This window comes from Fulvimarina fulva (genome assembly GCF_039652615.1).
Taxonomy (GTDB): Bacteria; Pseudomonadota; Alphaproteobacteria; order Rhizobiales; family Rhizobiaceae; genus Fulvimarina.
In genome coordinates this window covers 209,889-222,227 of the sequence record NZ_JBDJAC010000008.1, presented here as the reverse complement: position 1 = coordinate 222,227, position 12,339 = coordinate 209,889, and the positions used below count along the sequence as shown (strand labels likewise).

General features: G+C 61.6%; 11 protein-coding genes. 7 read left to right on the top strand and 4 right to left on the bottom strand.

What is annotated here, in order from left to right; translation table 11 throughout:
• Positions 1-39: 39 nt before the first annotated feature.
• Positions 40-1,263, bottom strand: a complete 1,224-nt coding sequence (locus tag ABDX79_RS13155; protein ID WP_346220768.1) for a GGDEF domain-containing protein — start codon at positions 1,261-1,263, stop codon at positions 40-42.
• A 331-nt stretch (positions 1,264-1,594) separates the two neighbouring features.
• On the opposite strand from ABDX79_RS13155, the gene ABDX79_RS13150 reads away from it, so the two are divergent.
• Positions 1,595-2,377 (top strand): Crp/Fnr family transcriptional regulator, encoded by a 783-nt coding sequence (locus ABDX79_RS13150; protein ID WP_346220747.1) that lies wholly within the window; start codon positions 1,595-1,597, stop codon positions 2,375-2,377.
• 47 nt (positions 2,378-2,424) lie between these two features.
• On the opposite strand, the gene ABDX79_RS13145 is transcribed toward ABDX79_RS13150, so the two are convergent.
• From ABDX79_RS13145 to ABDX79_RS13135, 3 genes are all read right to left on the bottom strand, one after another.
• A complete protein-coding gene (locus ABDX79_RS13145) occupies positions 2,425-3,207 on the bottom strand; it encodes a prephenate dehydrogenase/arogenate dehydrogenase family protein (protein WP_346220746.1) in 783 nt (260 codons plus the stop codon).
• A 155-nt stretch (positions 3,208-3,362) separates the two neighbouring features.
• Entirely contained in the window at positions 3,363-4,730 is a 1,368-nt protein-coding gene (gene hemN / locus ABDX79_RS13140) for an oxygen-independent coproporphyrinogen III oxidase (RefSeq protein ID WP_346220745.1), read from the bottom strand.
• A complete protein-coding gene (locus ABDX79_RS13135; RefSeq protein WP_346220744.1) occupies positions 4,723-5,247 on the bottom strand; it encodes a hemerythrin domain-containing protein in 525 nt (174 codons plus the stop codon). The genes hemN and ABDX79_RS13135 overlap by 8 nt, the downstream gene beginning before the upstream one ends.
• A 187-nt stretch (positions 5,248-5,434) precedes the next feature.
• Here ABDX79_RS13135 and ccoN point away from each other — a divergent pair, with 187 nt between their 5' ends.
• The 6 genes from ccoN to ccoG all read left to right on the top strand — a co-directional run bounded on the left by ccoN (position 5,435) and on the right by ccoG (position 12,327).
• On the top strand, positions 5,435-7,093 hold the full coding sequence (gene ccoN, locus ABDX79_RS13130) for a cytochrome-c oxidase, cbb3-type subunit I (RefSeq protein ID WP_346220743.1): 1,659 nt from the start codon (positions 5,435-5,437) through the stop codon (positions 7,091-7,093).
• Between the two features lie 13 nt (positions 7,094-7,106).
• Positions 7,107-7,904, top strand: a complete 798-nt coding sequence (ccoO, locus tag ABDX79_RS13125) for a cytochrome-c oxidase, cbb3-type subunit II (protein ID WP_346220742.1) — start codon at positions 7,107-7,109, stop codon at positions 7,902-7,904.
• Between the two features lie 12 nt (positions 7,905-7,916).
• Entirely contained in the window at positions 7,917-8,072 is a 156-nt protein-coding gene (locus tag ABDX79_RS13120) for a cbb3-type cytochrome c oxidase subunit 3 (protein WP_346220741.1), read from the top strand.
• Positions 8,073-8,076: 4 nt separating this feature from the next.
• Positions 8,077-8,952, top strand: coding sequence for a cytochrome-c oxidase, cbb3-type subunit III (gene ccoP / locus ABDX79_RS13115; protein WP_346220740.1), 876 nt, complete (start codon positions 8,077-8,079; stop codon positions 8,950-8,952).
• Positions 8,953-9,259: 307 nt separating this feature from the next.
• Positions 9,260-10,492 carry a GGDEF domain-containing protein gene (locus ABDX79_RS13110; RefSeq protein WP_346220739.1) on the top strand — a complete coding sequence of 411 codons (1,233 nt, stop codon included), beginning with the start codon at positions 9,260-9,262 and terminating at the stop codon, positions 10,490-10,492.
• A gap of 242 nt (positions 10,493-10,734) precedes the next feature.
• On the top strand, positions 10,735-12,327 hold the full coding sequence (gene ccoG / locus ABDX79_RS13105) for a cytochrome c oxidase accessory protein CcoG (protein ID WP_463671168.1): 1,593 nt from the start codon (positions 10,735-10,737) through the stop codon (positions 12,325-12,327).
• The last annotated feature ends 12 nt before the right edge of the window (positions 12,328-12,339 follow it).

The window sequence follows — 12,339 nt, the reverse complement described above, 5'->3', positions numbered from 1 at the left end:
ACGCAAAGCGCTGGAACGGATTTCGCATGACTGCGGGGCTTACGGCATGAGTTCGAGAAGACGGCCGCTCCTGTCAGCCCGATCCTGATCGGTTGAGGAGACCCGGCGTCCCTGCAGCGCAGCCCGCTCGGCATAGGTCTCCGGTTCATCGGGCATTTCAGGGTGCATTGCAGGCTTGAGATATTCGAGCTCGATCCGATTCCGTCCCCTCTCCTTGGCCTGATAGAGAGCGCGGTCCGCAGCCTGAAAAAGCTCTCTGAACGCTCGATTGTCGTCATCCGCGACCGCGACGCCGATGCTCGCCGTGATCTCGAAACGCTGATTGGCAGCCTCGATAGCCAAGCGAATCCGTTCCGCAAGCTTACAGGCTTCGAACTGACTGATCGCGGGCAATATGATGGCGATTTCTTCCCCGCCATAGCGCGCCACCAGATCCTCGCGGCGGGCATGGCGAAGGATCGTGTGTGCGACGCTTCGCAATATCCTGTCACCGAAAACATGCCCCCACTTGTCGTTCACCTGTTTGAAGTGATCGATATCGATCAACAGGAGGGCGACGGAATCGATGCCTCCCTTTTCTCCTCGCTTTGCAGTCATGCGTTGAACCGCCTGATCAAAGGCCCGCCGGTTCGGCAATTCGGTCAGCGGATCGGTCAGAGCCTCGCGTTTAAAGAGTTTCGTTGCGTAACGGCGACGGCCAACTCCGGTCAGAAAATGACCGAGGATCAGAATACCGAGGAAATTTGCTGCGACGTGGGGAAACAGCGCCCGCATGGGATCGATGTTCGGCGCAAGAAGCGGGATCAGAAGAAGCAGGAAGCTCTGCAGAGATCCGAAGATCGCAAAAGCAAGAAGCTCCCTGAAATCGTAGCCGCCTTCGCTCTGCTTGACGTAACGGCTGCACAGGGCCCCGATCGCGACGGCAGCGACGATGACGGTGACACCGATGGGCGCGCCGGCACCTCCGAGCCAGAGCCTGTAGAGAGAGGCTATGATACCGGACACGAGCGCGGCCGACAAACCACCGAAGGGTGCCGCGAGGACGAGGATGACCCCGCGCGCATCAATGATGACGCCGTCTCCAAGCACAAACGGGTCCGACATGGTCAGAACTGCGGCAAAGCCAAAGGCCAGACCAACCGCCGGACCGCGCGGCATTACCCCACCCCCCATGTCCGATACGAACCCGTAGAACAGGGCGACGAGCGACAGCAACGCTGTGCCGCGTATCAAAACGAAGATGATTTCGATGTCGAAAAGCATCACGAAAGCCCTGTCCTTTGAGCGTTTAGAATTCCCATAGGGCTTGGAATTTTTCGTTAATCTCACGAGGCGATGGCGGTTCGGCCGATCACAAAAAGTTTAGAATCGACGACATCAGAGCCAGTATCGCGCAAATCTATACCTGAGAGAGTATTTTTTATGACGCAAGGACAATAGCATAGCAGGAGCAAGCGACGTTTCATCTCGTCTTGAGGTTTGCCCTGCGCCACCCGGGCGAAATCGACAACCGCGCCGAAAGTCGTAAAATTCCAGTCCTTTTTCCTGCCGGACCCATCCGTTAAGAGATCGGGTGTTCGACACAGGAGATATCATGAGCAAGGCGACAGCGGCCCCCCTCGACACGGCGGCGCTTTCTGACGACGACCGCCTCGATATTCACAACTCTGCCATTCCGAAGATCTGCCGCGCCTGCGAGGCGCGCCATCGGGGAATCTGCGGCGCGCTCGATGCCGATCAACTGTCGCGCCTCAGCCGGCATACGAGCAAGCATAAATACGATCCGAATGCGGAGGTCGTCGCACCCTATGAGCCGGTTGCGACCTACGCCAATATCCTCGCCGGCGTCGTGAAACTCACCAAGCTGATGCCCGATGGTCGCCAGCAGATCGTCGGCCTGCAATTCGCGCCCGATTTCCTGGGCAGGCCGTTCAAGGCGACGAACGAGGTCTCCGCGGAAGCTGCGACCGAACTTCAGGTCTGCGCCTTTCCGCGCAAGGCCCTGGAGGACATGGTGCAGGAATCGCCAGACCTCGGCCATCGCCTGCACGAGCAATCGCTCAAGGAACTCGACGAAGCCCGCGACTGGATGCTTACCCTCGGCCGCAAGACCGCGGCGGAAAAGGTAGCGAGCTTCCTCTATCTCATCGCCACCCATATCGATCCGGAGATCGATCCTGCAAAAGGCGGTATCCGGTTCGATCTTCCGCTGAAGCGCGCCGATATCGCCGATTTCCTGGGCCTCACCATCGAAACCGTGTCCCGCCAGCTGACCAAGCTGCGAAAGGCGGGCGTCATCTCGATCGAGGCGAACCGGACGGTGATCGTGCCGAACCTGCGCCGTCTGGAAGCAGCCTGCGCCGTGGACGAGGGATAAATCTGGGATCGCGGCCCTTCTATCAGGGCAGCCATTTTCGGACGCGTTTATTGATCCTCATCGCCGCCGAGGTCAGCGTCTCCGCTATACCGTGGCCGAAGGCTCAGCATCGCATTGCGCACCTCGTTGTCGCTTCGGTCGAAGCGCTCGATCACGCGACGACAGTAGGGATTATAGCGATAGACCTCTTCGAAGAGCTGTCCATCATGCCGGACCGAGTCCACGGCGTCCATGAGAAAACCGAAGGAGACCGTATCGATATCGGTCCGTTCGAACCCACCGCGGGCAATGATCTGGCCGACATAGTGGGTGAGAAAGAGCGTTTCTGCGAGATCCTGGTCATGGTCGTCGGCGCTCTTTTCGATGATCGAAAAGCCGATCTCGGTGAGTTTGGCGCAAAACGCCGCGTAGAGCGATGGCATGAGAGTGCTTCCGGTGACGACGATCCGAAATCCGCTCACATCGCCGCCGCGCTTGGAATAGCTTTCCGGCCCGAACATCGGATGCATGGCGATGAACGCGCGCGCGGGCTCGGCCGCCTCCAGAAGCCCCATCGTATATGTCTTGACCGTCGCGATATCGACGAGGATGCCGTCCGGCTTCATGTGAGGACCGACCGCCGCCAGCACAGCTTCGTAAGCACTGCTTGGAACGGCGAGAACCACGGCATCGCAGGCCGCGACCTCTTCGAGCGGGAAGAAGAGCAGCCCATCCGGCTTTCGGCCAGCCGAATGGATCTTCAATGTGGCGTCCGGCAGGTAGCGCTGGGCGAGAACATGCAGGAAAGCGCCGAAATGGCCGTAGCCGACAAGGCCGATGGAAAGGGACATCAGGACTGTTTCGTTGCTGCCGGGCGGAGTGCCGGGTTTTTCCCGGCCTAGTCGCTACAGGTTTCCTGCGCAAGATATCGGTCCGCTCATCTTTCCCGACCAAGGGCGGCGGACAAGCGAATTCGAGGCGATACCACCCGCGCCAAGATACTCCGCTATACCGCCTTCGAATATTGCGCCGCCGACCTGTCGAGATACCCATCGAACCAGGAGGCGACGGTTCGAACGAAGGGCCGCCCCACCTCGTTCATGCGAAAAACGCCGTCCTCGACCTGTGCCAGTCCAAACGGGTCCGCTGCCAGCGTCGCCAGCGCGCTGCGAACCACTGGCCGGGCAGCGGCCCCGAAGCGCGCGTCGAGATCGGCAAGATCAAGTTCGAAATCGCACATCAACCGCTCGATGGCATGAGCCCGGATGCGGTCGTCCTCGCTCATGACGTACCCGCGAAAGGCCGGACTGGTGCCCGCTGACACGGCCCGCCGATAGGTCTCGATGGGCGCGATGTTCTGGAGAAAGCCCCCCGGATATCGGCTGATCGCGGAAGCCCCGAAACCGATCAGCGTCTCACAGGCATCCGGCGTATAGCCCTGAAAATTGCGATGCAGCCGGCCCGCGCGGGCGGCCTTGGCCAGCGGGTCGCCGGGCAGCGCGAAATGATCGAAGCCGATCGTCTCGTAGCCGGCGGAGGCGATGCGTGTCGCCGCTCTTTCGCAATCGGCGAACCGCTGCCGCTGATCCGGCAGATCGGCCTCGTCGATCATTTTCTGGTGGGACTTCATCCAGGGAACATGGGCATAGCCGAACAGGGCGATCCGCTCGGGCCGAAGCTCGATCACCTTTCCGATCGTGTCCATCAGCCGCTCCGGCGTCTGGCGCGGCAGCCCATACAGCGCATCGATATTGATCGCGGTCAGACCATCCGCCCGGCACGCGGCGATGACGTCCCGTGTCACCTCGAAGCTCTGGGGCCGGTTGATCGCCGCCTGCACGTCCGGATCGAAATCCTGAACGCCGATGGAAACGCGGTTGACGTCGAGACGACGGAGCCCCGCGAGCGTATCCTCGGTCACGTCCGAAGGATCGATCTCGACCGCGATTTCCGCATCGGGCGAGATTGAAAAGCTCGCCTCCAGGGCTTCGCGGATGCGCTGAAAATCCTCCGTCTTCAGGATGCTCGGCGAGCCGCCGCCGAGATGCAAGCGGTCGAGCGTCAGGGCTCGGCCGGCGCGGGTCCGAAAGGCCGCTATCTCCTCGACCAGACTGTCTACGTAGCGGGCCACCGGCTCGTAGCGCCGGGTCATCTTGGTATGGCAACCGCAGAACCAGCAGAGACGGTCGCAATAGGGAATGTGGAGATAGACCGACACAGGGGCGCGCCGGTCGAGCTCGCTCAGGAAACGTGCGGCGAGATCGTCGTCGCCGATTTCGGCGAAATGGGGTGCGGTCGGATAGCTGGTGTAGCGGGGCACCTGTTCGCCGTAACGGGCGGTGATGTCGGCAGGGTCGAGCGTGCGGTCAGGCATGAGAGCCTCCATCCTTGGCGGCGTCGATCATCGGCAGGATATATTCGCGTTCGAAGGCGATATGCCGCCGCATGGAGCCGAAAAAGCCGCGCAACATGTAGCCGAGGCTTTCGGCCTTCTCCGTCTCGGGATGCTCGGAGAGATCGGCCAGAGCCTCCGCCACTTCCTCCGCATAGCCCTCGTCCTCGATATGCTCCCAGGACAGACGCAACAGCGATTCGAATTTGATGCCGTCTTTATCCGGCCCACGCTCTATCAGCGGGAAGACCTGCTCTTCCTCGAACCGGTGGGCCTTTCGCACGAGCGCGGAAAGCGTTTGCGAAAGCCGTTTGCACGTCAGCCAGCAGACCTTGCCCGGCAGCCCGTCGGCGAAACTTTCGAGCTGGCCGCAGAGCCTTTCCTGTTCGTCCAACACCTGGCGAAACGTATCGGAAAGATCATAGCCGGCCGGAACCGGTTTGAGCGCAAGCTGGGTCATGCCAGGCTTGCGGTGAAGGATAACGACGTCGCCGTGCATGGCAGGTTGGGCTCCGAGCTGAGGGTCCGAATTGGCGTCACCCTCACTGATGCTCGCCGACGCCGCCTTGATCCAGGTCAAGGCGACGGACCCGGATGGGATGCAGAAGTCGCTCGACACCGGACGATTCCCTTGCGGACCCTATGCAGTGAGATCGGGCCGGTGCCGTCGTTACGGAGACATTCCCATGAAACATTCCACAGAGGCGATCGCGCTGCTCGCCGCAACGCTGGCCGCTTTCGTGGCGGCCGGCTACGCCCAGGATGCAGGGTTCGCGGCCCATGCCTGGGTCCTGGTCTTCCTGTTTGCCGCAGCCTCCATCGTACTGCTCAACCGCATCTCGTTTACCGAGGAAAAAACCATCCCGTTCCGCGCGAACGGTTCTGGAGGGGCAAGCAGCGCGGCCGTGGCCTCGTCAGAGACCGTCTATCAGGACGATGTCGTGCGCTACGGCGTAATCGCGACCTCGCTTTGGGGAACGGTGGGCTTTCTTGTCGGCGTCATTGCAGCGCTGCAACTTGCCTGGCCCGACCTCAATATCGAGCCCTGGTTCAATTTCGGGCGCGTTCGCCCACTCCATACGTCAGCGGTGATCTTCGCCTTTGGCGGCAATGCGCTGATCGCGACCTCGCTCTACATCGTCCAGCGCACGACACGGGCGCGGCTATGGGGCGGCAATCTCGTCTGGTTCGTCTTCTGGGGCTACCAGCTGTTCATCGTCCTTGCCGCGACCGGATATCTTCTCGGCATCACCCAGAGCCGCGAATATGCCGAGCCCGAATGGTATGTGGATCTGTGGCTCACCATCGTTTGGCTCGCCTATCTCGCGGTCTTCGTCGGCACGCTGGTGAAGCGCAAGGAACCGCACATCTATGTCGCGAACTGGTTCTTCCTCGCCTTCATCGTGACGATCGCCATGCTGCACGTCGTGAACAACATGGCGGTGCCGGTCTCCTTCATGGGAGCCAAGAGCTATTCGGCCTTTGCGGGCGTCCAGGATGCGCTCACCCAGTGGTGGTACGGCCACAACGCAGTCGGCTTCTTCCTCACCGCCGGCTTCCTCGGCATGATGTACTACTTCATTCCCAAGCAGGCGAACCGGCCGGTCTATTCCTACCGGCTGTCGATCATCCACTTCTGGAGCCTGATCTTCCTCTACATCTGGGCTGGCCCTCACCACCTCCACTACACCGCCCTGCCCGACTGGGCGCAAACCCTGGGCATGGTCTTCTCGATCATGCTGTGGATGCCCTCCTGGGGCGGCATGATCAACGGCCTGATGACCCTTTCGGGGGCATGGGACAAGCTGAGAACCGATCCGATCCTGCGCATGCTGGCGATGTCCGTCGCCTTCTACGGAATGGCGACGTTCGAAGGCCCGATGCTCTCCATCAAGTCGGTCAACTCGCTCAGCCACTACACTGACTGGACCATCGGCCATGTGCACTCAGGCGCGCTCGGCTGGAACGGCATGATCACCTTCGGCGCGATCTACTATCTCGTTCCGAAACTCTGGAACCGGGAGCGGCTCTATTCGCTGCGCCTCGTCAACTGGCACTTCTGGCTCTCCACCCTCGGCATCGTCATCTACGCCGCCGTGATGTGGGTCTCGGGCATCATGCAGGGCCTGATGTGGCGCGAATACGGGCCGGACGGCTACCTCGTCTACTCCTTCGCGGAAACCGTCGAGGCCATGCATCCCTACTACGTGATGCGCGCCTTCGCCGGCCTGATCTTCCTCTCCGGCGCTCTGATCATGCTCTTCAACATCTACAAGACGATCCGCGGCGAACTGCGGGTTGAGGAACCGATGGGCGGCCGTCCCGCCCTCCAGCCGGCCGAGTAAGGAGGCGAAACCCATGTCCGACAAAACCGAAAAGGACGCGCTCGAAGGCGCGCGTCCGGAACTGAAGAAAGACCCAGTCGCCCGTCCGCTGCTGGCACGCCATGCGAAGATCGAGAAGAACGTCACGCTTCTCCTCGTGCTCTCGCTGATCACCGTCATCATCGGCGGCATCGTGGAGATCGCCCCGCTTTTCTACCTGAAGAATACGATCGAGAAGGTGGAGGGGATGCGTCCCTATTCACCGCTCGAGCTCGCGGGCCGCAACATCTACATCCGCGAGGGCTGTTATGTCTGCCACAGCCAGATGATCCGGCCCTTCCGGGACGAGGTGGAACGCTACGGCCATTACTCGCTGGCGGCCGAATCCATGTACGACCATTCCTTCCAGTGGGGATCGAAGCGAACCGGACCCGATCTTGCCCGCGTCGGCGGCCGCTATTCGGACGAATGGCATGTACAGCACCTCGTCGAGCCGCGCTCGGTCGTGCCGGAATCGATCATGCCGAGCTATTCCTTCCTTGCCGATAACGAGCTCGACATGAGAGATCCGGCAGGTCACCTGAAAGCGAACCGCGCGGTGGGCGTGCCCTATACCGACGAAATGATCGAGGACGCGAAGTCCGATCTTCTTCTGCAGGCAAGCGCCGATGCCGACGTTGAGGACTTCCTGACCCGCTACCCGAAGGCGGTCGTGCGCAACTTCGACGGCAATTCCACCGTCACCGAAATGGATGCGCTCGTCGCCTACCTGCAGATGCTCGGCACGCTGGTCGATTTCTCGACCTTCGAACCCGACACCGCCGGCCGCTGAGGAGGACCCGAAATGGACGTCGAATACCAGACCCTCAGAACCTTCGCGGACAGCTGGGGACTCCTCTACATGATGGCGATTTTCCTCGCCGTCCTCGTCATCACCCTGCGCCCCGGCTCGCGGCAATCCGCAAGCGATGCGGCCGATATTCCCTTCAAGGAGGACTGAAGCCATGGCGGAGCACAAGAAGCCCGTCGACGACGTGACCGGCGTCGAAACGACCGGTCACGAATGGGACGGCATCACCGAACTCAACAATCCGTTGCCGCGCTGGTGGCTCTGGATCTTCTACGCCTGCATCGCCTTTGCGGCGCTCTACACCCTCCTCTATCCAGCCTGGCCGCTGGTCAATCAGGCGACGGCCGGCATTCTCGGATGGTCGAGCCGTGTTCAAGTCGAAAAGACGCTGAGCGAGGCGGAGGCCGGCAAGAAGGAAATCCTTCAGCAGATCGCAGCGCTGGAACCGGCCGAGATCATTGCCGAAGAAGGCTTGCGGGTCCACGCGATCGCCGCTGGAAAGGCCGCCTTCAAGGTCAACTGCGTCCAGTGCCATGGCTCCGGCGCAGCCGGTGGCGGCGGCTATCCGAACCTCAACGACGACGACTGGATCTGGGGCGGCACGCCCGAGGCGATCACCGCCACGCTCATGCACGGCATCCGCTATGGCGCGGACGACGACACCCGGATTTCGGACATGCCGGCCTTCGGCCGGGACGGGCTCCTCGACCGGGACCAGATCACCGATGTGGCGAACTATGTCCGCCAGCTCTCCGGTCAGGAGGCCGATGCTGAGGCCGCGGAAAGGGGCAAGGCGGTCTATGCCGAGAATTGCGTGTTCTGCCATGGCGAGAACGGCGAAGGCATGAAGGAAGTCGGCGCGCCCGCCCTCAACGACGCGATCTGGCTTTATGGCGGCTCGCTCAAGGACATCACCGCGCAGATCCAGAATCCCCGCCAGGGCGTGATGCCGGCATGGGCTGACCGGCTCGGCGAGACGACGGTGAAGGAACTTGCCGTCTACGTGCACAGCCTCGGCGGCGGCCAATAGCCCTGAGCATTGGCAATCAAAGCGTCAGAACGACCGATCCCGGACGGCGATGTTCGAGGTCGGTCGTTTGTTTCCGGGCCTGTCCAACTCTGGAACGCCCCATCTGGCGCACACTCGCGAAGAAAATCCATAAAATCGAAGGTATATCCCAAAACCTTCATTGACCAATACATGAAGGTTTCGGTGAATCCGGCTCTTGCTTACCGTTACATTCAGATCAAACTCATATTTGGCTGGCAACAATCCGGCATCGAATTGGAGAAGATCGATGACCGGCCCCCGGGATATCATTCAAGGCTCTTTTGACTTGGGCGGACGACCACCCCTCGACCGGTGGCTGCGGCTCGCCGCACCGCTGCGCGAAAGATATGATGCGGAAAACAGTTCCCGGCGTAAAAGGGATCTGCAATCGGCCATTCTGGTCGGCCTGCTGGTCTACAACATTTATAATTTCACGAGCATCGTCCTTCTCCCAGACCTTCTCACATTCTCGGTCATTCTGAGGCTCGCAGTCATCACCCCGCTTTCGCTGGGCCTTGCCTGGGCGATCGGTCGCACCTCGCCATACTGGACCGAGTGGCTCGTGACAGGCGGGCTCGTCAACAGTTTCATGTTGCCGATCTATCTCCTCTGGGCAACGAAGGAGCCACTGGGTCTCTTCACCTTCGGCGAGCTTCCGCTGACGATCATCTTCGGATGCGTTCTCTTGGGATTGCGTTTTCCAAACGCCATCGTCTTCACCTCGTCCGCTCTTGCCCTGACCTGTCTCGGGCTCGCGACGAAGGAAGGGCTGGAGACCTCGCTCGCCTTCGCATTGGCTCTGCAGTTTGGAACCGCCTGCGCTTTCGGCCTGGTTGCAAACTACCGGATAGAGAGACGTCGCTGTTCCGATTATCTGCAAAAGCTCGCGGCGATCCTTCAAGCGGATAACGCGCTGGCGGCGCGCCAGGCCTTTCAGGCCTTGTCGCAAACCGACGAACTGACCCAGTTGCCCAACCGGCGGCACCTGACCGAAACGCTGGAAAAACAGCTCGCGGAGGGCCGGTCCTTCGCTCTCATGATGATCGATATCGATCACTTCAAATCCTACAACGATACGTTGGGTCATCCGGCGGGAGATGCCTGCCTGCGAAATGTGGCGAACGCCTTGGCCCGCGCCGCTTCCGATCGGGAAGGCGCGTTCTGTGCCCGTTTCGGCGGCGAGGAATTCACATTCGTGAGCCCCTGCTCTAGCGAGGTCGAAGCCGCGCGCGCCGCGCGATCGCTCGTGCAGGCGATCTCGGCTCTTAAGATTTCCCATCCCTCCAGGCCGGATCAGCTCGACATCGTTACCGCCAGCATCGGCGTGGCGTTCACCGCGAATGGGAAACCGCAATCCCTCGGCGATCTCCTGATTGCCGCGGACCGGGCCCTCTACCGGGTCAAACGCGGCGGGCGGAACGGATATCTGCTGGATGTCCCGGAAAAGACGCCGAAGCGGCGAGCCGGCGACGAACCGGTCGCCGTGATTTCGTCGGCAGCGGCTCTTCGGACGGCATAGGATAACCGGCATCCGCCTTCACGCGGCGAGGGCATGTACCCGCTGCGATGTCGTCTTCGCGCTGGATCGCGAATGTTCGCGCAAGGCTTCGCGGCGGTTGACGACATTTAGCGTTGCGGGCGTTGACGACAGGCCTCCGGCGGACCTTCCCGCGGTTTGATCTGGGTCAAGGTGGCTTGCCTCGCGCCCGCTTATGGAGTGGTTCGTGAGAAACCTTGGGCCGAAAGCCCGGAGCCGCCACCGTGAACCAGTGTCCCGACACCCTCAACCAGCCGAAAACCGAACCGATCGACAAGGTCCAGACCTTCGCCGACAGCGCGACCCATACGCTCGGCTCCTCGGCGCCGCTTTATGCCAAGCGTGAGAAGATTTTTCCCAGACGCGCGGAGGGGCGTTTTCGCCGGCTGAAGTGGATCGTGATGGCGGTCACCCTCGGTATCTATTACCTGACGCCCTGGCTGCGCTGGGATCGCGGGCCTTTCGCGCCGGATCAGGCGGTGCTGGTCGATCTTGCCCATCGCCGCTTTTATTTCTTCTTCATAGAGATCTGGCCGCAGGAATTCTTCTATGTGGCGGGCCTTCTCGTCATGGCGGGGATCGGCCTGTTCCTCGTCACCTCGGTGGTCGGTCGCGCCTGGTGCGGCTATGCCTGCCCGCAGACCGTCTGGACCGATCTTTTCCTGTGGGTAGAGCGCGCGATCGAGGGCGATCGCAACCAGCGCATGAAGCTGGACAAGGCCCCGTATGACGCGAACAAGGTCGCGAAGCGCGTCGCAAAACACGGGCTCTGGCTCATCATCGCGGTCGCCACCGGCGGGGCCTGGATCTTCTATTTCGCCGATGCGCCGACCCTGATGCGGGACGTCCTCACACTCAACGCGCCCTTCGTCGCCTATGCCACGATCGGCGTTCTCACCTTCACCACCTATTCCCTCGGCGGGCTGATGCGCGAGCAGGTGTGCATCTATATGTGCCCCTGGCCGCGCATCCAGGCGGCGATGCTGGACGAGCATTCGCTGACGGTGACCTATAACGACTGGCGCGGCGAGCCCCGCTCGCGCCATCAGAAGAAGGCCGCAGCCAAGGGCGAACCGGTGGGTGACTGCGTCGACTGCAATGCCTGTGTCGCGGTCTGCCCTACGGGCATCGACATTCGCAACGGCCAGCAGCTCGGCTGCATCACCTGCGCGCTCTGCATCGATGCGTGCGACGGGGTGATGGACAAGATCGGCCGGGAGCGCGGACTGATCGCCTATGCGACCTTCAACGACTACAACCACAATATGGCTGTCGCCACGAACCCCGCCACGGGCCAGATCGAGCCGAAACGGGTCCGCGACGGGTCCGGCCGGTTCGTCGAGGGTCTCAAGCATTTCGACTGGCGCATCATCGTCCGACCGCGCACGCTGATCTATTTCGCGGCATGGTGCGCCATTGGCCTCGCGCTTCTCACCGCGCTTTCCCTTCGTGACCGGCTCGACATCAACGTCCAGCACGACCGCAACCCGGTCTATGTGACGCTGAAGGACGGGTCGATCCGCAACGGATACACGGTGAAGCTTCTCAACATGGTGCCGGAGCCGCGCACCATCGCCCTGTCCATCGAAGGCCTTCCCGGCGCGACCATGGCGATCCCGGACCTGAGGCTCGAAAGCGTGACCAGCGCCGACGTCTCGGTCGAGCCCGATCTCTTGCGCCAGATCAAGGTCTTCGTCTCCCAGCCGGTCGATGATGTCGCGGCGGGCGCGAGCGACTTCGAGTTCGTCGCCAAGGATACGGGCTCCGACGAGAGCGACGTCTACGACGCGATCTTCGAAGCGCCGGACCGCCCCTGACGCCTGCCACGA